The organism is Ruegeria sp. BC6 (genome assembly GCF_056539185.1).
In genome coordinates, this window is the sequence record NZ_JBQFUM010000001.1 from 1,420,316 (window position 1) to 1,442,870 (window position 22,555).

Annotated in this window: 20 protein-coding genes and 2 tRNA genes; 9 read left to right on the forward strand and 13 right to left on the reverse strand. The window is 56.9% G+C overall.

Features of this window, described 5'->3' with window-relative positions; all coding sequences use genetic code 11:
• Positions 1 to 106: 106 nt before the first annotated feature.
• The 4 genes from ACR0MM_RS07045 to ACR0MM_RS07060 all read left to right on the forward strand — a co-directional run bounded on the left by ACR0MM_RS07045 (position 107) and on the right by ACR0MM_RS07060 (position 3,167).
• A complete protein-coding gene (locus tag ACR0MM_RS07045) occupies positions 107 to 1,048 on the forward strand; it encodes an aldo/keto reductase (protein WP_480695189.1) in 942 nt (313 codons plus the stop codon).
• Entirely contained in the window at positions 1,045 to 2,109 is a 1,065-nt protein-coding gene (locus ACR0MM_RS07050; RefSeq protein ID WP_480695191.1) for an NAD(P)/FAD-dependent oxidoreductase, read from the forward strand. The genes ACR0MM_RS07045 and ACR0MM_RS07050 overlap by 4 nt, the downstream gene beginning before the upstream one ends.
• Entirely contained in the window at positions 2,109 to 2,762 is a 654-nt protein-coding gene (locus ACR0MM_RS07055; RefSeq protein WP_170358090.1) for a DUF938 domain-containing protein, read from the forward strand. The genes ACR0MM_RS07050 and ACR0MM_RS07055 overlap by 1 nt, the downstream gene beginning before the upstream one ends.
• 69 nt (positions 2,763 to 2,831) lie before the next feature.
• A complete protein-coding gene (locus ACR0MM_RS07060) occupies positions 2,832 to 3,167 on the forward strand; it encodes a carboxymuconolactone decarboxylase family protein (RefSeq protein WP_170362836.1) in 336 nt (111 codons plus the stop codon).
• A 40-nt stretch (positions 3,168 to 3,207) separates the two neighbouring features.
• On the opposite strand, the gene ACR0MM_RS07065 is transcribed toward ACR0MM_RS07060, so the two are convergent.
• The 4 genes from ACR0MM_RS07065 to ACR0MM_RS07080 all read right to left on the reverse strand — a co-directional run bounded on the left by ACR0MM_RS07065 (position 3,208) and on the right by ACR0MM_RS07080 (position 10,297).
• Positions 3,208 to 5,715: a GcvT family protein gene (locus tag ACR0MM_RS07065; RefSeq protein ID WP_480695194.1), complete on the reverse strand. Its 2,508-nt coding sequence runs from the start codon at positions 5,713 to 5,715 to the stop codon at positions 3,208 to 3,210.
• Between the two features lie 176 nt (positions 5,716 to 5,891).
• Complete coding sequence (locus ACR0MM_RS07070) at positions 5,892 to 7,289, reverse strand: FAD-binding oxidoreductase (protein ID WP_480695196.1); 1,398 nt, start codon at positions 7,287 to 7,289, stop codon at positions 5,892 to 5,894.
• 88 nt (positions 7,290 to 7,377) lie between these two features.
• A complete protein-coding gene (gene ggt, locus ACR0MM_RS07075; protein ID WP_480695198.1) occupies positions 7,378 to 9,171 on the reverse strand; it encodes a gamma-glutamyltransferase in 1,794 nt (597 codons plus the stop codon).
• Positions 9,172 to 9,310: 139 nt separating this feature from the next.
• Positions 9,311 to 10,297 carry a 2-hydroxyacid dehydrogenase gene (locus ACR0MM_RS07080; protein WP_170371979.1) on the reverse strand — a complete coding sequence of 329 codons (987 nt, stop codon included), beginning with the start codon at positions 10,295 to 10,297 and terminating at the stop codon, positions 9,311 to 9,313.
• 191 nt (positions 10,298 to 10,488) lie between these two features.
• Here ACR0MM_RS07080 and ACR0MM_RS07085 point away from each other — a divergent pair, with 191 nt between their 5' ends.
• Complete coding sequence (locus ACR0MM_RS07085; RefSeq protein ID WP_254438926.1) at positions 10,489 to 10,953, forward strand: SH3 domain-containing protein; 465 nt, start codon at positions 10,489 to 10,491, stop codon at positions 10,951 to 10,953.
• Between the two features lie 9 nt (positions 10,954 to 10,962).
• Here the strand turns inward: ACR0MM_RS07085 and ACR0MM_RS07090 are convergent, their stop codons facing one another.
• Positions 10,963 to 11,871: a haloalkane dehalogenase gene (locus ACR0MM_RS07090; protein ID WP_480695200.1), complete on the reverse strand. Its 909-nt coding sequence runs from the start codon at positions 11,869 to 11,871 to the stop codon at positions 10,963 to 10,965.
• An 89-nt stretch (positions 11,872 to 11,960) separates the two neighbouring features.
• Between ACR0MM_RS07090 and ACR0MM_RS07095 the strand changes: the two genes are divergently transcribed.
• Positions 11,961 to 12,950, forward strand: a complete 990-nt coding sequence (locus tag ACR0MM_RS07095; protein ID WP_480695202.1) for an NADPH:quinone reductase — start codon at positions 11,961 to 11,963, stop codon at positions 12,948 to 12,950.
• A 91-nt stretch (positions 12,951 to 13,041) separates the two neighbouring features.
• A tRNA-Gln gene (locus ACR0MM_RS07100) sits at positions 13,042 to 13,116 on the forward strand.
• A 208-nt stretch (positions 13,117 to 13,324) separates the two neighbouring features.
• Here ACR0MM_RS07100 and ACR0MM_RS07105 read toward each other — a convergent pair.
• Positions 13,325 to 14,497, reverse strand: coding sequence for a tyrosine-type recombinase/integrase (locus ACR0MM_RS07105; protein ID WP_480695204.1), 1,173 nt, complete (start codon positions 14,495 to 14,497; stop codon positions 13,325 to 13,327).
• Positions 14,498 to 15,164: 667 nt separating this feature from the next.
• On the opposite strand from ACR0MM_RS07105, the gene ACR0MM_RS07110 reads away from it, so the two are divergent.
• Positions 15,165 to 15,800 carry a hypothetical protein gene (locus tag ACR0MM_RS07110; RefSeq protein ID WP_480695206.1) on the forward strand — a complete coding sequence of 212 codons (636 nt, stop codon included), beginning with the start codon at positions 15,165 to 15,167 and terminating at the stop codon, positions 15,798 to 15,800.
• A complete protein-coding gene (locus ACR0MM_RS07115; protein WP_480695208.1) occupies positions 15,797 to 17,404 on the forward strand; it encodes an ORC-CDC6 family AAA ATPase in 1,608 nt (535 codons plus the stop codon). The genes ACR0MM_RS07110 and ACR0MM_RS07115 overlap by 4 nt, the downstream gene beginning before the upstream one ends.
• A gap of 207 nt (positions 17,405 to 17,611) precedes the next feature.
• Here the strand turns inward: ACR0MM_RS07115 and ACR0MM_RS07120 are convergent, their stop codons facing one another.
• From ACR0MM_RS07120 to ACR0MM_RS07150, 7 genes are all read right to left on the reverse strand, one after another.
• Entirely contained in the window at positions 17,612 to 18,145 is a 534-nt protein-coding gene (locus ACR0MM_RS07120; RefSeq protein ID WP_480695210.1) for a DUF6538 domain-containing protein, read from the reverse strand.
• Between the two features lie 219 nt (positions 18,146 to 18,364).
• Complete coding sequence (locus ACR0MM_RS07125; protein WP_480695212.1) at positions 18,365 to 19,279, reverse strand: HNH endonuclease; 915 nt, start codon at positions 19,277 to 19,279, stop codon at positions 18,365 to 18,367.
• Positions 19,280 to 19,288: 9 nt separating this feature from the next.
• On the reverse strand, positions 19,289 to 20,530 hold the full coding sequence (locus tag ACR0MM_RS07130; RefSeq protein WP_480695214.1) for a tyrosine-type recombinase/integrase: 1,242 nt from the start codon (positions 20,528 to 20,530) through the stop codon (positions 19,289 to 19,291).
• A gap of 91 nt (positions 20,531 to 20,621) precedes the next feature.
• A tRNA-Phe gene (locus ACR0MM_RS07135) sits at positions 20,622 to 20,696 on the reverse strand.
• A gap of 79 nt (positions 20,697 to 20,775) precedes the next feature.
• Positions 20,776 to 20,958: a DNA gyrase inhibitor YacG gene (locus tag ACR0MM_RS07140; RefSeq protein ID WP_170337460.1), complete on the reverse strand. Its 183-nt coding sequence runs from the start codon at positions 20,956 to 20,958 to the stop codon at positions 20,776 to 20,778.
• The gene (locus ACR0MM_RS07145) at positions 20,955 to 21,977 is read right to left on the reverse strand and encodes a ribonuclease E/G (protein WP_480695216.1); all 1,023 of its coding nucleotides are present in this window, start codon (positions 21,975 to 21,977) and stop codon (positions 20,955 to 20,957) included. Before ACR0MM_RS07145 ends, ACR0MM_RS07140 begins: the two co-directional genes overlap by 4 nt.
• Positions 21,974 to 22,552, reverse strand: a complete 579-nt coding sequence (locus tag ACR0MM_RS07150; protein WP_480695218.1) for a Maf family protein — start codon at positions 22,550 to 22,552, stop codon at positions 21,974 to 21,976. Before ACR0MM_RS07150 ends, ACR0MM_RS07145 begins: the two co-directional genes overlap by 4 nt.
• Positions 22,553 to 22,555 lie beyond the last annotated feature (3 nt).

A 22,555-nucleotide genomic window follows, 5' to 3' on the forward strand; every position in this document is an offset into this window, starting at 1 on the left:
GTTGTGAATGTTTGGAAGGGTTGATGCTCAAATTCAACCCTGATTAAAACTTGGGACGACAATTGATCAAAGACCCCCGTTCGCCGGGCTCATTTCAGGCACTCTCATGACACTCAGGCTTTCCAATCCCGACGGCACTGACATTGGCCGTTTCACTTTTGGCACGATGCAGTTCGGGGGCCGCGCCGATGCCGAACAAAGCCGGGCCATGTTCGACGCCTGTCGCGCGGCCGGCATCACGCATTTCGATACAGCTTATGTCTATACCGACGGTGCGTCGGAAACGTTGCTGGGCCAGATGATCGCGTCTCAGCGCCAGCAACTGACGATCGCCACCAAAGCGGGCTACACAGGCGGCGCCGGCGCGGCCAACATCCGTGCGCAGTTCGACCTGTCCCGCAAACGTCTGGGTCAGGACATGGTCGACCTGCTGTACCTGCACCGGTTCGATCCGGACACCGATCTTGCCGAAACGATGGAGTGCTTTGCCCAGCTCAAAGACGCGGGCAAGATCCGTTATGTCGGCTTGTCCAACTTTGCCGCCTGGCAAGTGATGAAAGCCGTGCGCGTCGCCGCGGATTTCGGCCTGACCATCGACGCGCTGCAACCGATGTACAATTTGGTCAAGCGACAGGCCGAGGTCGAGATCCTGCCAATGTGTGCGGATCAAGGCATCTCGGTTTTTGCCTACTCGCCGCTGGGTGGCGGATTGCTGACCGGAAAGTACACCGATGGCAGTGCAGCCGGCCGGCTGTCCGAAGATGACCGATATTCCAGCCGCTATGGAGCTGAGTGGATGGCCGAAACAGCTGCGGAGCTGGCCCGCTTGGGACATCAGGCTGGCGTGGATCCGGCGACGCTTGCCGTCGCTTGGGTTGCCGCCAGCCCGTTTGCCCCGTCGCCGATCATATCGGCCAGATCTGCCGAACAGCTGGCACCGTCGCTGGCTGCGCTGACGTTCGACCTTCCGGCTAATCTCTATGCCCGCATCACGGCGCTCAGCCAGACGCCGCCACCCGCGACGGACCGGCTGGAGGAGGTCCAGTGATTGATTTTCTTATTATCGGCGGCGGTATTGCCGGTCTCAGCACCGGCGCGCGTCTGTCCGAGCATGGATCGGTGACCGTACTCGAGGCCGAGGACGCGCTGGGCTATCACGCCTCGGGGCGATCGGCGGCATTGTTCGAAGAAGGTTATGGCCCGCCTTCGGTCGTGGCTCTGAACAAGGCCAGCGCCGAGTTCTTTTTTACGAACGACTATCTGACCCCGCGCGGGCTGATGCTGGTGGCCAAAAGTGATCAGGCCGACCGGTTCCGCAAAGACCTGAGCGAGCTGGGAATGGCCGAAATCTCGGTCGCCGATGCGTTGGTGCGTGTTCCGGTCCTGAACCCGGAAACCGTCGCGTACGCGGCGCTGAGTGGGGGCGCGTATGACATCGACACCGACCGAGTGCTGCAGGATTTTGCCCGCATCATTCGCGCCAATGCGGGATCGGTACTGACCCGCCAAAAAGTGACGCGGATCCGCAAGGACGGCAATTGGCTGGTGGAAGCGGCCGAGGTCTTTCAAGCGCGCACCATCGTCAATGCCGCTGGTGCCTGGGCCGACGAGGTCGCAACGATGGCCGGGATCGCACCGATCCGGATCACGCCGCGCCGCCGTTCCATGGCCCGACTGCCAGCACCCGGGGGCCGTGATGTGAAAAATTGGCCGATGATGCTGGGCGCGGGTGAGACCTGGTACGCCAAACCGGATGCCGGCAAGCTGTTGGTGTCACCGTCCGAGGCCGACCCGGTCGAACCGCATGACGCCTATGCCGACGATATGGTGCTGGCCAAGGGCCTGGCCCGGTACGAAGAAATGGTGACCAGCCCGGTCACCCGTGTCGAGACCAATTGGGCCGGGCTGCGCAGCTTTGCCCCGGATGGCACGCTTGTTCTGGGTCCCGACCCGTCGGATGAAAGTTTTGTCTGGTCTGCCGGTCAGGGAGGGTACGGGTTTCAAACCGCCCCGGCCGCGTCGCGATTGGTTGCTGATCTTGCGCTTGGCCGCGCGCCCGAGTTGGATGCTGCGATGGTCTCCGCGCTGGCCGTGTCCCGGTTACGCTGATGGGCGGGCGGAAACTGCCTCCGACGGCAAGCGTCGCCTCTCAGGGTGACGGCGCGAAGATGATCGCTCCTGCGGCCAGCCGAAATACGGACGCCCTGTGCGCGTTGCTGGCCGAGATGCCCATCGCAACTGGAAACGCATTGGAACTGGCCAGCGGCACGGGCCAACACGTCGCCGCATTTGCCCGTATCTTTCCCGACCTCACTTGGCAGCCGAGCGAGATCGATCCCGCCCGCCGGGCCAGCATCGACGCCTATGGGGAGGACCTGCCAAACATCATTCCCGCCGTCGAGCTGGACGCAACCCTGCCCGGGTGGCACCACAACTTTGGCAACCAGAACCTTATCATTCTGATCAACCTCCTGCATCTGATCAGCTGGAAAGAAGCCCGGAATGTTCTGTCCGAGGCCGCATTGGCCCTTGGCCCCGGGGGGCGGTTCGTTCTCTACGGACCGTTCATGCGCCAGGGCAAGCTGATCAGCGACGGCGACCGACGCTTTCATGCCGACCTGACCCGGCGAGACCCCGAGATAGGCTACAAGGACGACAGCCAGATCAGCAACTATCTGGAAAGCACAGGGCTGCGAGTTGTCGGAGTGGTTCCAATGCCTGCGAACAATCTGGCTTTTGTCGCAGAAAAGCCCTCGATCTGATCAAGATCAAAGCCGTTCCGACGCCGCCGATACATATGCAAGATGTAATATGTAAAAGAGGCACAAGACATGACCTGGTCAGACAAGCTTGCTGAAACGCGCAGCGGATTGCGCAACCTGAACGGAGCCATACCAGATACCGCCCGCGCTTTCGGCGCGCTCGGGAAATCGGTCAAGGAAGGCGGAACACTGGACTTCAAGACCAAGGAGTTCATCGCCTTGGGCATGTCCATCGCAGTACGGTGCGAACCCTGCATTTCGTTGCACACCGAAACACTGGTCAAGGCCGGCGCTTCGCGTGAGGAATTCTCGGACGTTCTGGCCATGGCGATCCAGATGGGTGGCGGTCCGTCGATGATGTACGCAGCCAAGGCGCTGGAGTGCTTCGACGAACTCAGCGCATAGCCAAAAAAAGGCCCCGGAGTTGTCCGGGGCCTCTGTCCGATCAACCGTCCTTGCGGATGGTCTCGTTCTTGGGGTCATAGGGGCTGTCGCACGTCACGACCGCATCCCACAGCTGGTCCAGCATTTTGACCTTCAGTTTGGTACCTTCCACGGCCAGATCGGGCTTGACATAGCCCATGCCGATGGATTTCTCGAAAGCCACCGAATACCCGCCCGAGGTCAGACGCCCCACGCGCTCACCTTCGGGCGTATACAGCGCCTCGCGGCCCCACGGGTCGGCATCCTCGGGCCCGTCGATCAGCAGGGTACAGCATTTCACCCGCACGCCTGTCTCGATCAACTTGTCCTTGCCGTGGAACTCTTTGTTCAGGTCGACAAAGCGCGGCAGGTCGGCCTCGAGCGGGGTGGCGTCGCGACCCAGTTCGGTGCCGAAGGCGCGATAGGATTTCTCCTGACGCAGCCAGTTCTGGGCGCGGGCACCTACCAGCTTCATGCCGTGCTTCTCGCCGGCCGTCTCCAGAAGGTCGAACAAGTAGTTCTGCATCTCAATCGGATGATGCAGTTCCCAGCCCAGCTCGCCGGTATAGGCCACGCGGATCGCGTTGACCGGGCACATGCCCAGTTCGATCTGACGTGCCGACAGCCACGGGAAGCGCTTGTTCGACAGGGCGGTTTCCGGCTCGGCGTCCTTGATGACCTCTTTCAGCACATCGCGCGATTTCGGTCCGGCGATGGCAAAGACGCCCCACTGGGTGGTCACGTCCTGGATCTCGATGTAGCCGAACTCGTCCATCTTGTCCTCGGCCGCCTTGCGCAGGAAGTCGGCGTCATACTCGGTCCAGGCACCGGCCGAGACGAGGTAGTACTCGTTCTCTTTCAGCCGCACGATGGTGTATTCGGTGCGGGTGGTGCCGTGGTCTGTCAGCGCATAGGTCAGGTTGATGCGGCCGACCTTGGGCAGCTTGTTGCAGGTGAACCAGTCGAGGAACTGCGTGGCGCCGGGGCCCTTGACGACATGCTTGGTGAAGGCTGACGCGTCGATCAGGCCGACACCGTTGCGGATCGCATTGGCTTCTTCGACGGCATACTGCCACCATCCACCACGGCGGAAACTGCGGCTTTCCTTGTCGAAGTTGTCGGGGGCATCGACCGGGCCAAAATAGTTGGGGCGTTCCCAACCGTTAACCCACCCAAACTGCGCGCCACGGGCTTTCTGACGATCATAAGCCGGAACGGTGCGCAGCGGACGGCAGGCCTCGCGCTCTTCGTCCGGGTGGTGCAGAATGTAGACGTGCTCGTAGCACTCTTCATTCTTGCGCGCGGCGAATTCGGTGGTCATCCAGTTGGACGAATAGCGTTTGGGGTCCAGCGAAGCCATGTCGATCTCGGCTTCGCCATCGACCATCATCTGCGCCAGATAATAGCCGGTGCCGCCGGCGGCGGTGATGCCAAAGCTGAACCCTTCGGCCAGCCACATATTTCGCAGGCCCGGCGCCGGGCCGACCAGCGGGTTGCCATCAGGCGTATAGCAGATGGGACCGTTGAAATCGTCCTTCAGGCCGGACTCGGCACAGGACGGGACACGCTCGGCCATGGCCATGTACTGATCGGCGATCCGGTCCAGATCCAGAGGGAACAGGTCAGCGCGAAAACTGTCGGGCACACCGTATTCGAAGCGTGCCGGGGCACCGTGCTCGTAGATGCCGAGGATCCAGCCGCCGCGCTCCTCACGTGCGTAGGATTCGTTGTCGGCGTCGCGCACGACCGGGTGTTCCGGATTGCCGGCTTCACGCCATTTCACCAGTTCCGGATCCTTGTCCATGACAATGAAGGTATGCTCGACCGGGATCGCGGGCATCTTGATGCCCAGCAGCTTGGCGGTACGCTGGGCATGGTTTCCCGAAGCGGTCACCACGTGCTCGGCGGTGATGACTACCTGCTCGTCGCTGGGGACAAGGTTGCCACCCTTTTCGACCATCTTGGTGCAGGTGACTTCCCAATGGGTTCCGTTCCAATGGAAGGCATCGGCCTGCATCTTGCGCACGATCTCGACACCGCGCTGGCGGGCGCCCTTGGCCATCGCCTGGGTCACGTCGGCCGGATTGATGTAACCGTCCTCGGTATGGTAAAGCGCGCCCTTCAGATCCGAGGTTTCGATCAGCGGCCAGCGCTCCTTGATCTGCTCGGGCGTCAACCATTCATATTTGACGTCGCAGGTCTCGGCAGTCGAGGCATAGAGCATGAACTCATCCATGCGGTCCTGCGTCTGCGCCATGCGCAGGTTTCCAACCACCGCGAACCCCGCGTTCAGGCCGGTTTCCTCTTCCAGCGTCTTGTAGAAATCCACCGAGTATTTGTGGATATGGGTCGTCGCATAGGACATGTTGAACAGCGGAAGCAAACCCGCAGCGTGCCAGGTCGAACCGGAGGTCAACTCGTCCCTCTCGATCAGCATGACATCATCCCAGCCCGCCTTGGCCAGGTGATAGGCTATCGAGGTCCCAACGGCGCCGCCGCCAACGACCAGTGCTTTGACTTGGGTTTTCATACGCCCGCTCTCCGGATTGAGTCTGTTTGGCAAGGTTTATGCCGAACGAGACCAATCAGCGCCAAGTCCATCCGACGCAAAACGGTGCAAAACCGACCTGCCGTACACGTTGAGACGCGAATCCGCGAACAGGCACGCACCAACAGCCGATGGTTGCGTGCGCCTTCCCGGCCTGGTCAGACGATCTTGCCGGGGTTCATGATGTTGTCAGGATCCAGCGCGGCCTTGATCGCCGCCATGTACCGGGTCGCATCCCCAAGTTCCCGTACCAGATACGGTTTCTTGCCTTGCCCGATTCCATGCTCACCCGTGCAGGTCCCGTCCATCGAGATCGCCAGATCATTGAGCCACCCGACAAACTGACTGGCCCGCGCCACTTCGTCGGCATCGTCCATGTCGATCAGCACCAGCGTGTGGAAGTTTCCGTCACCGACATGACCGACGACCGGGGCCAGCAGGTCCAACTCGGCTGCCTTGTCCTGAGCCATGGTGACGCACTCGGCCAAGCGCGAGATCGGGACGCAGACATCCGTCGAGATTCCGCGCGCTCCGGGCCGAAGCTGGAGGGACGCCCAGTACATGTCATGCCGCGCCTGCCAGAGCTTGGACCTTTCTTCGGTGCTGGCCGTAGCGACAAAGCCGGTACCGCCAAAATCCTCGGCGATTTCACCAAAGGTTTCGGCCTGTTCCGCTGCGCCGGCCTCCGAGCCATGAAACTCGAGAAGAAGCAACGGCGTTTCCGGCAGCTTCAGCCCGGAATACGCGTTGGCCGCCTTGACCGACATCGCGTCCAGCAGTTCGATCCGGGCAACCGGAACGCCGAATTGAATGGTCGTCATCACGGCCTGACAGGCCGTATCCACCGTCGGGAAAGAACACCGGGCCGAGGTAATCGCCTCGGGGATGCCGTGAAGTTTCAGAGTCAGTTCGGAAATGATGCCGAGCGTGCCCTCGGCACCGACAAGCAAGCGGGTGAGGTCGTAGCCGGCCGAAGATTTTTTGGCCCGGTGACCGGTACGGATAATTTTGCCATCGGGCATAACCGCCTCCAGGCTCAGGACATTGTCCTTCATCGTTCCATAGCGGACCGCATTGGTACCCGACGCTCGGGTCGCCGCCATCCCGCCCAATGAGGCATTGGCACCGGGATCAATCGGAAAGAACAGGCCCTTGTCGCGCAGATGGGTGTTCAAGTCCTCGCGGGTGACCCCGGGCTGCACGACGCAATCCAGATCACCTTCGTTCACGGCCAAGACCCGGTTCATCTGGCCAAGATCGATGCAAACACCACCAGCCGGCGCGTTCACGTGGCCTTCCAGCGACGTTCCGGTGCCGAAAGGAATGACGGGAACCTTGTGCGCCGCACAGGTCTTGACGATGTCCGAGACCTCTTCGGTCGAGGTGGGGAAGACCACCGCATCCGGGCTTTGGTTTTCGATCCAGGTCGTGGTGTGCCCGTGCTGCTCGCGGACCGAGGCGCCGGTCTGCAACCGGTCCCCGAACCGCTGTTTCAAAATGCTGATGGCGGTGTCGATCCCCGCCGCATTGCGGAACAATGCTGTCGCTTCAACCATGGCAACCCTCCCTTGGCGCAGTGGCGCAGGCCCAGACAATGACTAGAAGGCCCACGCCATAGGGGCAATACCCATCGCTGCGACGTGATCACTCGCCCAGTGCGATCCCTTCTCGACGGGGATCGGCTCCGCCGTGCAAACCGTCGCGGATTTCGATGGCATGAAGGCCCGAGGTCAGATCCCGCGCGTTCACTTCAAAGCCCAGCTCACCCAACATATCCGCAAAGCCTTCGGCGCTTGTGCCGACCTCGACATCATAGGTCCCGAAACGGTTCACCAGATGAGGAAGGGCGACTGCCTGCTGGACGTCCATACCCCAATCCGCCCAGGCAATGATGGATTTTGCGACATACCCGATGATCCGGCTGCCACCCGGAGACCCGATCGCCAGAACCGGAGATCCGTCCTGCATGACAATCGTCGGACTCATCGAGGAACGGGGGCGTTTGCCCGGTTCGATCCGGTTGGCAATCGGAACCCCGTCCCGGTGGGTCCGGAAGGAAAAGTCGGTCAGTTCGTTGTTCAGCAGAAAGCCGTTGGTCATCAGACGCGAACCAAAACCGTTCTCGATTGTCGTGGTCATTGAAAGCACGTTTCCATAGGCGTCGACGATCGAAATATGGGACGTCGACGGCAGCTCGATCGACCCATCGTCGGCCCAGTTCAGCGCGTGGTCAAACTCAGGATTTCCCGGCGCAACCTCGGTCAATGCCCCTGCGTCATTCAGCAACGCGGCACGCTCGGCCAGATAGGCCGGATCGATCAGGCCCTGTGCCGGCATCGGAATGAAATCACTGTCGGCCATGTAGCGACCGCGATCCGCGAAGGCCAGGCGCGAGGCATCGCCGATCAGCCGCCACGCTTCGGCGCTTTCGGGACCCATCCCCGCCAAATCGTAATTGTCGAGAATGCCAAGGATCTGCCCAACCGTCAGCGCGCCCGAGGACGGCGGACCCATCCCGCAGACCTCATAGCTGCGATAGGTGGCACAGATCGGCTCGCGCTCAATCACCTGATACAACGCCAGATCAACTCCGGACAGAACCCCCGGGTTACCCGGAGCGTTTCGGACAGTCCGCACGATGTCAGCCGCGATCTCTCCTCCATAAAAGCCCGCAGCCCCTTCGGACGCCAGAACGCGCAGGGTTTCGGCATAGTCTGGGTTGGTGAGGCGCTGACCCTGGGCCAGCGGCTCGCCGCCCGGCAGGAAGTAGTTGGCCGTGTCCGGGAAGCGTGCCAGACGTTCAGCGTCGGCCTGAATCAAGCCCGCCAGCCGGGGTGAAACGACAAACCCCTCGTCGGCCAATCGGATACCATCCTCGAACAGACCGGGCCAGGGGCTACGCCCCCAGCGCCGATGGGCTTCCTCCAACAATGCAGGCGTGCCGGGTGTCCCGACCGAAAGCCCGCCAACAACCGCGTCGAAGAATTTGAGCGGCTCGCCGTTTTCGTCTTGAAACAGGGTCGGGCTTGCCTCTCTCGGCGCGGTTTCTCGCCCATCCAAGGTGGTCAGGCGTCCGCTGGCCGCGTCGTACCAGACCAGAAAGGCACCCCCGCCCAAACCCGAGGACTGCGGTTCGACCAGGCCCAAGACAACCTGAACGGCGACCATTGCATCCGCTGCCGTTCCACCGGCAGCCAGAATCTTGGCACCCGCCTCGACGGCAAGCGGGTTGGCCGCCGCAACCATCCAGGTTTTAGCTTTGACGGGCACACCGTCGGCCTTGGCCTTCAGCGCGGCGATCACCTCGTCGGTCAAGGCCTGAACCTGGCCGTCGGATGCACCCTCGGGCGCGACCTCATCGGCGGTTTGCTGGGCAAACACTGGGCTCGCCAGGGTCAGCGCGCAGGCCACAACAGTAGGGAACCAATTGGAGCACATAAAAAAACCTCCTTATCCAAATACTGAATCTGACAGTGCACGGCACCGCGCTGCCCCGCAACCATGTGCGGGGACGACCGCCAAAGACGGCAAAGCTCTGCCTTCCAAACAACAGGAGCCCGTATGCCTTGGCGTTTTCTTACAGCATCGCGGGAACGACCTGATCAGGCGGCCGGTGCCCGTCTTCAAACGTCTTGATATTGATGATGACCTTTTCGCCCATCTCGATGCGCCCCTCAAGCGTCGCCGACCCCATATGCGGCAGCAGCACGACATTCGGCAGCTGCCGAAGTCGAGGGTTCACGTCGGTACCGTGCTCGTAGACGTCCAGCCCGGCCCCGGCGATCTCGCCCGCCCGGATCATCCGCGTCAACGCGTTTTCGTCCAACACCTCGCCCCGCGACGTGTTCACGATGACCGCCGTCGGCTTCATCAGCTTCAGGCGCCGCGCGTTCATCAGATGAAATGACGACGGCGTTGATGGGCAGTTGATCGAGATCACGTCCATACGCGCCACCATCTGATCGAGGCTTTCCCAATAGGTCGCCTCAAGATCCTGTTCTATTTCGGGACGCAACCGGCGACGGTTGTGGTAGTGGACCTGCATTCCGAAGGCACGGGCGCGGCGCGCGACGGCCTGTCCGATCCGCCCCATACCCAGAATGCCCAGACGCCGGCCTCCTATCCGCCCGCCAAGGAATGCCGTCGGCGCCCAGCCGCTCCAGTCCCCCTTTTGCATAACCGACAAACCCTCGGGAATCCGGCGGGTTACGGCAAGGATCAGCGCCATCGTCATGTCGGCGGTATCGTCGGTCAGAACACCCGGCGTGTTCGAGACCAGGATGCCGCGCTGACGCGCCGTCGCGACATCGATATGGTCGACACCGGCACCATAATTCGCAATCAGCCTCAGGCGCTCTCCGGCCTGGCCCAAAACACCCGCGTCGATCGTGTCCGTGATCGTTGGAACCAGCACATCGGCCTGTTTGACCGCCTCGACCAACTCGTCGCGCGTCATCGGTGTGTCGGTGTCCCGCAAACGGACGTCGAACAACTCGCTCAGACGTGTCTCGACCACTTCGGGCAACCGTCGCGTTACAACAACACTCAGACGTTCTCTTGGCACTTCAGCCCTCCTACCGCTTTGCATTCCGATGCGCGTCATGGCATCGTGGCGCAGGATCAGCCGGGGCACAAGAACCCCATGGGCATCGCCCCAACCTTTTTTGAAACACGGCAGACAGGCAAATCAGCGGGCAGGCAGTGAGTGCTTACTTGAGGGCGAAACGCCCAGTTCTGGCATTTCTAACCACGGTTCTGTTCCTGACAGGCGCAATCGCGCATGCGCAGGAAAAACGCGGGCAGGTGACGAACCTGCCTTTGCCGCGCTACGTGTCGATGAAGGCGGCCGAGGCGAACGTACGCCGCGGCCCTTCGCTGACTCATCGCGTCGATTGGGTGTTCAAGCGCCGCGGCATGCCACTTCAGGTGACGGCCGAATACGGCAACTGGCGCAAGGTTCAGGATCGCGACGGGGCCGGCGGATGGGTCCACTACGCTCTGTTGTCAGGTGTCCGCACGGTTCTGATTGAATCGGACATGCTGCCGGTCTATGCCAGCCCCGATCCCAAATCCCCGGTCAACGCTCATTTCGAAACAGGCGTCGTGGCCCGCTTGGGTACCTGCACGGTGGATTGGTGCCGCATTTCGGCCGGTGGCTATCGCGGCTGGACCCTCAAAAGCAATCTTTGGGGTGTGGAGCTCGACGAAATCCGGGAATGAGACCCCTGCTCAGGCCGTCTCACGGATGAAGGCCAGAACCGTTTCCGCAAGTTCCTGGGGCACGTCCTCCTGAAGGAAGTGACCGGCTTTCGGCAGCACAACATGGTTCTGTCCCGCCGCACCAGGGCAAAGTTTCTGAAAAACCCCGTCCACCCCGGCCATGATCCTGTCCTCAGCGCCAAAAGCCGTCAGGACAGGGGTTTGCAGACCGCGGATAACGTTCCAAGCCTGTCGGTTCGGTTCCGACTCGGGGTCGTCGGGGCGGTCAGGCACAAGCATCGGAAACTGTCGCGCCCCGGCCTTGTAACGATTGTCAGGGAACGGCGCGTCATAGGCGGCGACCTCGGCCTCGGTCAGCTTTGAAACCGTTCCGCCGTAGACGATGCGCCCGGCGCGGAAATCCGGCACCTCCTGGCTGAACTGTCGCCAGGCGGCAAACGCCTCGCCCAAGGGCTGGTCCCCGGTTGGCAAGGCCGTGTTGGCTACAACCACCCGGACGAACCTGTCCGGCATCTCGGCCCACAGGCGCAACCCGATCAATCCGCCCCAGTCCTGACAGACCAGGGTGATGTCCCGCAGATCGAGTTGACGCAGGACCTCACCCATCCAGAAGACATGCCGCGCATAGGTATAGTCGTCGCGGTCGACGGGTTTGTCGGATCTGCCGAAACCCACAAGGTCCGGAGCGATGACCCGGTCGCCTGCGGCGGCGACTGACGGGATCATATGACGGTACAGATAAGACCAACTTGGTTCGCCGTGCATCATCAGTACTGGAGCTGCCGCGCGCGGCCCCTCGTCCAGATAGTGGACCCGCAACGCGCCGCCTTCAGTATCATCCACCTCAAGGTAGTTGGGTGCGAAATCATAGTCGGACAGATTTTGGAACCGTTCGTCCGGTGTGCGCAACGCCTTCATCGTCTGATCTCCCATGGTTTTTTGACAGGCTAGCATTCCTGGCCCGCGACGATAGGGTGAACGTCACGACGCGACAAACCGGAGCCGCCATGAAAGCCGTCACCTACCAGACATTTGGACCCGCCGCCGATGTTCTGTCCATTCAAGAACTGCCGGATACACCCCCAGGGCCGGGCGAAGTGACCGTTGCGCTGGCTTATTCCGGAGTGAACCCTTCGGACGTGAAGGCACGTGCGGGGGCACGGCCCGGGATCACCAAGCCGCCTTTCCCGGTAATCGTCCCGCACAGCGACGGATCAGGTGTCATCTCGGCTGTCGGGCCAGGGGTTCCGGACTCGCGGGTGGGTCAAAGGGTCTGGATCTGGAACGGCCAGTGGGGTCGTGCGTTCGGGACGGCCGCAACCCAAATCATCCTGCCCTCGGAACAGGCGGTTCACCTGCCCGACGCGGTCGCGCTGCAAACCGGTGCCGTTCTTGGCATTCCCGGCCTGACCGCCAGCCACACCGTGTTTTCCGGAGGCCCGGTGTCGGGTAAAACCCTGCTGGTTCACGGCGGTGCAGGGACGGTCGGATTCCTTGCCGTCCAATTGGCCAAATGGGGCGGAGCAAAGGTGCTGGCAACAGCCGGTCCACGTAACTTTGAACGTGTGAAAAAGGCCGGAGCCGATGCGGTACTGGATTACACGGCGCCCGATTTGCCCACACAGATCCTGGACGCCAATCAAGGGCTTACGGTCGATCGCATCGTCGATGTGGAGTTTGGCCAAAACGTCGAAACCAACGTTGCAGTCATCGCCGAAAGCGGCAGAATCAATGCGTATGGCTCGGCCCGGAATATGACGCCGACGCTTCCGTTTTATCCGCTCATGTTCAAATCGGTGACGTTGGAAATGGTTCTGGTGTACCTGCTGCCGGCCGAACTGCGCAACGAAGCGGTCGCGAACCTCCACCAAGCGCTGGCCGACGGCGCGCTGAACTGTCCGATCCAAAAGGTCTATTCCATGGAAGAATGCGCCGCCGCACACCGCGCGGTCGAGGCCGGAAACCGAACCGGGGCGGTGCTGTTGGAGACCAAATAGACTGCCCGCAAAAAAATTTTCACGGGTCTCGTTTTTTTGCGGGAAAGCACTTGAACACCGTCACCAACAATCGTAGATAGCCGCTCACCGTTGGGGTGTAGCCAAGTGGTAAGGCAGCGGTTTTTGGTACCGTGTATCGTAGGTTCGAATCCTACCACCCCAGCCAATTTTCTTCATTATTTTCTGATTGTTAGACGTATCTTGTCCCAGCGACCCGTATGACTCCATATAAAAAATGCCACGTTTTTTGTGGTAGATTCCTCTCCAACAGAAGCCAAAATCACAGAAATTCGCTTCGTAGAGCGATTGTTCGGCCTTCAGACTCGGATAGCGGACCACGGTTCCGCTATCCTTCTTACAGTCAGCAGCCATCATCAAAGGACCGCCTCAGAACGTTGCTCTCTGAATTTATCAAGCAGGTCGTTAGAGATTTCGCTGAAGCGATCCGAGCCATCGTCGATGACATGACCGTACTGGGTCATCGTAAAACTCGCAGTATGGTGTCCGAGCATCTTGAAGGCTTCTAGATACTTCCCTTCCAACATAACCGACGATGCAACATAGTGTCGAAGGGAGTGAAATCCCCTGTGATCAACGCCAGCATGTTCAAGCAACGGTACCCAGCAGTGATTTCGGACCGAATGGTAGTGTTTCGGGTATCCAGATTTCGACGCGAAGACCCAAGGACTTTGACTTGTTCTTAACTTGAAAACCAGCAACTCGCGCAACTCAGGTACTATCGCCAGTCTTCGGTAGGAGTTGGTGGTCTTCAAATCCCCGACTCGGTCTTCTTGCGTCATCCCCCTCCTCAAAGTGTCGACACGCCGGGAAATTGACACGTGCGAATAGTCCTCTGAGAAATCTTCCCAACGCAGACCTAACGCTTCTGAAATTCTAACACCTGTCGTGGCTAATAGCAGAACCAAAGGCGCGTAAGCTCGCCACCTATCAATGTCACGTTGACTGCCATATGTGCACAGGCATCGAAGGCTAGCATATATCCGACGCATTTCATCGTCAGAAAACGTGCCCGGGGTTTTCTTTGGTCCCCTAGTATTCGGTTGCACGCTTAGGTTCCGAGCACAATGCTTGGAGATCAGGTCACGATCGACACCCCAATTTAGAATTGCCTTTACGAGGTTTAAGGCGTGTTCGGCGGTCTTGACTGACTTACACTTACCTTTCAATAGAATTATCAACTCTATTAGCTTGTCTCGATTCAGATCTCCGATGGGAATGTCGCCAATCATTGGAAGGATGAAGGCGTCCAAATAATGTTTGTAGGCATGCAGAGTAGAAATCTCCAATGGCCGCTTTCCGTCGCGACCAACAGCAGACGCTTGCATATACTCGTTAGCCAACTCTAAGAAGCTTTTTTGGTCGACCCAGTTTTCACCACGTTCTTCAGCCCTGATTAGTGATGCCAAACACTTTTTGGCTTCGCTTCGAGATCGGAATGTTTTTTCCTTTCTTTTTCCCGACACGCTTTTCCCCACAACCCTGTAGACCGTTCTTTCTTCAAGTTTTCTCTTGTAAAGTGCTGCCATCTCTTCCTCCATCATTTGTGCGTGGCTAGATTGCGGAGAAATTAGGAGCTTTAATATCTTCAAAATTGCCTTAAAGCACTGTAATATTTAAAAAATTTACAAAGGATATCAGGGGTAACGGCTTGCACACACGTGCAATCTAAAGTGACATTTTGTGCCCATCGTTAACTTCAAGCAGAAGAAAATCTGCATTTCCGGAGACTCCGGCGGCACAGTCGATAGCGAGAGCTAAAACCATGTTGAGATTTAGGTAGGCATGATTCTCGTAATTACGCTGCCGCGAAACTCGTCTAGCGCGATGCCAAGCCTGCAGATAGGCTTAATACTTATCCAAGATGTCGACTGTATCAACGACTGTAGGTCGCAATGCTTAAGTTTCCTCAAGCGCCTTCGCTCCCTCGATGTCAGTGCCCGCATACACATGCCTTCAGAATTCTCTATTTGGTTGCTTTTATTGTGAAAAAAATGTTGCTAACAAAGCCCCGAGGTTGTCCTAAACTCAGAGATTTCTAGCTGAAATGGGTGAGGCTGCATTTCATATCGAGAAGTCCTGAGCATATACTGACATCGAATTTATTAGGCTTGCAGCATGGTTGTAGATCACTACTCACAGTTACTATCACGCAGTCAGACAGCTCTTGCGGAGCTACAGAACGACGGCGATAAGATGGCTCAGTTTACGGCGGCACACAACGACGCGGCAGATATTGATCAGCTAGAGCGCTTAATAGCCGATAGAACTGAAGCAACCATGTTCAAACTGGCTCGAGTTGAGTACCAACATGCTCTTTATTCGGCTTCATTTGCTCAATATCGTCAGGCACACATTAGCCTTAGGCTGTTTTTCGAGCTTTCGCTATGTTGTATTCTTTTTTCAGCTCATGAGATCGACATTCGCTTGTGGCTCAAAGATCAAAAAGACTCGAATTGGCGATCAATCATAGACGAACAGAACGGAGTCTTCTCCAAGCACTTCGTCGGGGCTTTCTTTGAAGAGATGAAAGAGCACTGCGATCAATACCGCAGCCTTGCAACGACCCTGTACAGAGAATGCTCGGAGTTTGTCCATGGGAACAGACAATCCTATGAAGGAATAGATACCGAGATTTCATATAATCCGGATGTGCTAGGAGCTTGGGCTGACCGAGCTGACACTGCAAGACTGGTCGTTAAATTCGCTTTCATATGTCGACACTTAAGGGATGCTTCGACAGACGTGAAAGACGAGCTTGAAGACTTGGTGCTGGGCGGGTTTGGTGACCTGGCCCCAATTCAAGCAATTTTTGAGGATTCAGGCCAATGAGTGAATTTTTTTATAGAACGGAAGACATCGGGCCAACCGACATCCTCAAATTTTTTGTCGAGACGAAGGAAGACCGTTCGGCCATAGACCAATTGAAGGGTAGAAATCCAACAATACTAGTTGGAAGCCGAGGTGTAGGAAAATCCTTCCTAATGCGTGTCGCCGAGCAAGAGCTGGCCACCGAGTTCAAAACATCGAAAGTGGTGCCGGTTTATGTGACGTTCGTTAGTAGCTCACTCTTGAGAACTGGTGATCCAGATCAATTCCGACATTGGATGCTCGCAAGAGTATGCAGAGCTGTATTGCGCAAAGTAAAACAAATGGGCCTGCTTGGTACCGTGCCCACCAGCGCCAACATACTTGCTGGTTTACCCGCAGATCATTCCGACACCGATGGCTTGGAAAAAATAATTAAGTCTTATGAAGAGTCTTGGAAAAACCCCAACCAAAAAATTGACAGCAGCTTAGTACCCGGCATTGAAGACGTTAAGGAAGCTTTGGAGGATTTGTCGGAAGAGCTCGGCATCCAGAGGTTCGCACTCTTCATGGACGAAGCTGCCCACATTTTTCTGCCCACTCAACAAAGGCAATTCTTTACTCTCTTTCGTGATCTGCGCAGCCACTGCGTGACATGCAATGCTGCCGTTTATCCCGGAGTGACAAGTTACGGGGATACTTTTCAACCAACACATGACGCCACAATGGTTTCCATTAATCGGGATATCGGGTCAGAAGAGTATGTCGCAAGCATGCGAAAAATCGTTGAAAAACAAGCCGACTCTGGCCTGTTGAAGAGTATCACTCGTAACCGACAGAATTTTGCGATTTTGGCTTATGCCGCTACAGGAAATCCGCGTCTGTTACTTAAGACAGTTGCTACAGCTCCAAAGATGTCTTCTAGCGAAGTGAACTCCGTCGTACGCGAGTTCTACCGTGGTGGAATATGGGCTGAGCACTCTGCCCTATCAGAAAAGTACCTTGGTCATAAATCTGTAATCGACTGGGGTCGCAATTTCCTTGAAGACATCGTTCTTCCGGAGCTTAAAACCAAGAACGACGGGTATCTTGAAAGAGAAAAAAACTCGACCTCATATATTTGGATTCATCGGGATGCACCAGAGATAGTCAAAGAAGCTTTTAGAATCCTTTGTTACACCGGTGTACTTACGGAGCATTCGGGGGGCATTCGTGCGACCCGCAGCGAAGTTGGCAAGAGATATATAGTAAATTTAGGTTGCTTGTTCGCCCTTGAGCCGACACCCGCAACAACTTCGTTCCAGATCGCCAGTTCACTCACTCCCAAGCGTATGAGCGAATACGGTGCAAACCACTCTGCATTTACCCCACTGCTCCAACAAAACGTCGACCTATCGAAGATTCAGGAAGGGTTTGATTTAGCTGACCAATTGTCCAAGCCTAACACAGTGCTGGACGTTACCGATTGGCAGAGATCGAAACTGGATGAACTGGGCCTTAAAACTGTCGGTGACGTTTTGGCGGCATCCGAAACCAAATTAAAAGAAGCTTACTATGTTGGTGACGTGAGGGCACGGCGTATGCGCAATGCCGCCATTGCATCAGTCCTAGAGTACCTATCGGGCTAACTAATTTTCGTCGTTTGCCGGTGATATGCGTCACTCGGCGAACGACGAGTGTTGGTCATTAAGTCGCTTTCATGAGCGACCATGTTTCGACCACGTTTCTGGATAAGTTCACGTACATCTGCACCTGTGCGCTAGAAACGGTGCTCGCAGTGATTCTACTGTGGAAAATTACCACAGTAGATGATGCTTTCTGATGCGTCTTGATGTTCAAGGAAAGAGAAAGTGCTCACAAAGCTCGCATATGTTAGCAAATCCGCACATGTCGCGTTTAAAGGGTCGTAAGATACTGAACTTAAAGTTAAAAAAGGCAAGGGAATCTCTCCTTGTGTCACGTATACTTACATTTTGGTACCGTGTATCGTAGGTTCGAATCCTACCACCCCAGCCACTCAATCTTTGAAATTGCAGATAGACTGATACGGCTTCTGAGAGCTTTACAGCGTCAGCGCTGGCTTGATCGGTGCATGACATCGAAGACCCAAGCTCGGCGGCAGTTCCCATCCTCAGGAGATGCTTGCCCGGTAGGTCCACGTTTTGGATGCGTAGGCGGTACCAGTGTTCATCGAGTTGCCGAGCAGCTCTTTGCGCTCGGGACTTTATGACCGCCGCTGATCTTGTCCTTAGCCAGAACGATATTTTTCCGGCAGTATTGTGGTGATCGTGGTCTTTCGGGACCCGTCGTGTGAAGTAGAAAACCCCTGCTTTCACAAATGAGAATGGGACGGTTTTGTTCTCCAGCATGTACTTCGCCCTTGGCCAGCTCCAGTTAAAGCTGAAGGGAAACAGTAGCCTACCTGTTGGGAATGGTGCCGGGGGCGCACCGGCAATTTCCACTTAAGACATTGTTTTATAATGTCTAAAATACACTTCGACTTCACTTCGGCACCCCGGAAAATACCCCGCGTTTCGATTCCTTGGAAATCGTAGGCTTTACTTTTCAAGTGAATCGAATTGATTAACTTAGTTAGCTTCACAATATACCTCAAAGCGACGAGCAAGACGATCACGGTCAGGCGCATCAGAGCGCCTCTTTGGAAGCAACAGTTTGGAACCATTTAGGGCTTTCATCGCCTCAAGCACTGGACCGTCTTTTTTAACAAGAAGTTTTTCCGAAACGTGCACCAAACAATCTGGATCAATGCCCAATAGGTTTGAGTCGAAAGCCGCGTGATGCAGCTTCGACAACAATAAGCCGTTGCTTATTATTGGCTGACCATATTGTTCATCGCCATCTACGATAATGTGAGATGCATCTAGCAGGCTGGGTTCTGGAAGGCCGGATAGCGCGCATTTGCCTTCATAGGCGGTTAAAAGGGCTTCGCGAAACTGGGCCTGATGCAGCCGCTGCTTAACCTGTCTCAACCCATATCGTCTTTCTAGTTGATCTCGCGGAGGTGCCTCCAAACCCGAGCGGGTTTGACCGACTGAAACCTGGGCTTTCAACGCCACATCATCGCAATCCTCAATGAACACTGGAGCAACGATCTGATACAAAGAAGGAGCGACGCCTAAAAAGTAGATGACGGGAAGACTTGAGTGCATCGCTTCTTTAAGTAGACGGTTGTCTGCGGCGTTTGGGTCAGACCCCATATACGCGTAATCAATTACTTCATTTCCCTGAAATATTTGTCGATGTACTTCCCTTTGGTCTTCGTACCAAATCTTACGGCCTTTCCGTGGATACACGGTCTTTATTGATAGCAAGCCAGACATTTGCCTAGGCTTGAATATTCCTCTTTGCGGGTTCGTAAGTGGATAACGCTGACCGTCACAGAAAAAACCTGCTAGCAAATCCTCGGAACTGATCGTGCCATTTTCTTCACTCAACTTGCGAACATGTTGGAATGCGGCGGCTCTAAGCTGGTCATCTTCCATGGACTTACTTCACCTGAATTTTCTTTTTTGAGGCTGTCTATGCGACAGGGCTTTTCTTGCGCGCTCCATACTGCGTTCCAGACGTTCCGAATACCACTCTGACATTCGGACTCGCTCAAGCCAATGTTCTCCACGAACATACGCGCGTCGTGACTTGTTTTCTTCTACGTGTGCTATCGCGCGATCAATAGCGTCGGGATGCCAAAGGCTACTTTCATTAGCTAACGTACTGAATGTAGACCTGAAACCATGGGCCGTGACCGGTTCCAAACTACAGTTCGCTCTTCGCAGCATCCCGTTGATTGTCCCGTTTGACATCGGTTTTTTCGGCGTTCTAACTGATGGAAACAAGAACTCCGAGTAACCGGTCATCTCTCTCAATTCAAACAAATATCTTACAACTACAGAAGACAATGGAGACCGATGAGGACGCCTCATTTTTAACCGTTCCGCTGGGATTCTCCAATGCTTCTCTTCAAAATCAAACTCTGACCATTTTGCTTGACGTAGTTCTCCAGGACGACATGCCAGATGCGCGAGCAAAACAATGTTGAGCCTGGTTGATTGATGGCCACCTGTTCGCATTACACTCAAAAGCAATTTTCCTACGCTATCAAAATCAAGTAGCGCTGCGTGAGGTTTGGCTCTGTGTTGAACTAGGGCACCTTTTAAGAAAGTTGTGGGATCTTCTTTTGTTCGACCAGTAGCTACTCCGAAGCGCATTATCGAACCAATTGTGCCTCGCAAACGCTGGGCGGTCTCAAATTTCCCTTCTGCTTCGAATTTGCGTAAAAAGTTCCATAATTCCCGAGCATCAATTTCGCGGATTGGGCGGTCGTACAACGATGGCTTCATCTTTTCCAACAACCAGCGCAGCTTTTTGAGCGTCGCGGGAGATTTCTCCTCCATAACAAGTTTTGTGTAGTATTCTTGGGCAATTAGGCCAAAAGGTAGCCTGGCTTCAGCTTCAGCTTTTTGCCGAGCCTGTTTTTCTTTGTGGGCTATCGAAGGATCGATGTCATCGACTAGCAATCTTCGCGCACCATCTCGCTTTTCACGGGCGTCTCGCAGGGAAATTAGTGGGTATGGACCAAATGAAAGCAGTTTTTCTTTGCCGTGATATCGGTACTTCATCCGCCAAAGCCGTGAACCAGAAGGGCTTATGAACAAGTACAAACCACCCGAGTCAAACATCTTGTAATGTCTATCTCGTGGCTTTGCCTTGCGTATAGCTACATCGGTCAAACGCATGATAGTGAATCGAATTGGAAAAAGTTTTGTATACGGGGCGTATTATACCCCAAAAGGCACCCCGAGTCTGCATTGTTTTCAGAGGGTTAAATGGTGCCCGGGGGCGGAATCGAACCACCGACACGAGGATTTTCAATCCACTGCTCTACCCCTGAGCTACCCGGGCACGGGAACGGCGTTTGCCGTTGGGTGCAGGCCTTCTATGACTTGCCAAACGCGGTGTCCAGAGGCTTTTTCAGATTTTTTCAGTGCGGGCGATCCTTGATTTCGACGGCATCCTGAATCTCATCGTCAAGGTCATCCTCGCGCTGCGAGGGAACCGCATAGGAGCCGTTCAGCCACTTGGCCAGATCGATGTCGGCGCAGCGTTTCGAGCAAAATGGACGAAACTGCTTGACCGTATCTTCTCCGCAGATCGGGCAGCTCATCTCAGGACCTCCGACAATGGAATACGACCGCGTTTTCGCTGCAATTCGAAATGCCCCAGCGGCGTCCAGCCGGCAAGGATCGTTTCTTCGCTGTCAGCCCTGAAGGCAGCGCGGAGTGCGGATTCGAACCCGCGCCGGTCCTTTTTGGGCATTGGCGCAAGGTCCAGCGTGATCTGCCCGCCCAACCCGCGCACGCGCAGGGCGCGCGGCAGTTCCTTGGCGCAGGCGAAATTGGCCTTTGTCCCCGCAGCCAGCGAGCCATCCGAACCGGTGTTCACATCCACGGCCACCAAAGCCCGGGTTAGTTCGACATACATATGCGCCCCACCCGCCAAAGGATGGGATGCGCCACGTGCGGCGTCCAGCGCCTCGAGCACGCCATGGTCCGCGAAACCGCCCGCCTGGGTCGAAACCTCGGCCGGCTCCACCCATTCGCGCCAGGCGAGAACATGCGGTCCGTCGCCCTCGGACAGCGTTTCCGGCGCGTTTCCGGTGTCGTTCACGACCTGCTCGGCCAGCGCTCGCATGGCGGCGATGTCTTCGGCGATCTCATCGGCATCCGCGCCCTGGCAACCGGAGCGCAGGATCAGACCGAAGGGGCTGCCGTCCATCTGCTCATGCGCGATCACCAGCAGCCGGTCGCGCTCCTCATCATCGCGGATCGAGCGGGAGATGTTCAGCCCGGGCGCGTCCGGCGTGACGATGGCATAGCGGCTTTTGAACAGGATGCGGTTCGTCACCGGCAGGGCCTTACCCGGTTCAGCATAGCCCGTGACCTGCACCAACAGCATCTCACCCGGCGCCAGTCCCTTGACCTGCCGAAGGAAAGCCGGACCATCCGGCGTTGTCAGGAACATCCCGCCCTGCCCTTTGATCGCCCGCTCGGCCCGGGCACGGTAGATCGTACCAGGGGCAGGCGCATCGGCGGCGATCAGGAAATCATCCAGTTTACCATCCACCATCAGGGCTGCGGCTTCGCGGCCTTGAATGTGATCCAAAATGATCGTTCGACCTTTCATAGTGCCTCGCGATACAAGGGGTAACCGATGCCTTGCAACAGTCCTGCGGTTTCGGACAAAGGCAGCCCGACGATACCGGTGAACGAGCCCGAGATCCACGGAATGAAGGCGCCCGCGGGCCCTTGGATGGCATAGGCACCGGCTTTGCCCTGCCAATCGCCGGTGGCGAGATAGGCGTTGATTTCCACGTCCGAAAGACGCTTGACCTTGACCTGGCTAACGACGTCACGCTGCAACACCCGATCGCAGCGACGCACCGCGACAGAGGTGATCACACGGTGGCGACGGCCCGACAGGGCGTGCAGAAATTCGGCTGCCTGTCCCGCATCCTCGGGCTTGCCCAATATGCGTCGACCCAGCGCAACCGTCGTGTCGGCGCACAGGACGATATCATCGGGCGCCGCAGTCACGGCATGCACCTTTTCACGGGCAATGCGCGCGCAATACGGCAGCGGAAGCTCGCCCATTTGGGGGTCTTCGTCGATGTCGGGGGCCGAAATGGCGTCGGGCTGCACGCCAAGCTGAGCCAGCAGGTCCAGCCGTCTGGGGCTGCCCGATCCTAGAATGAACGCCATTGC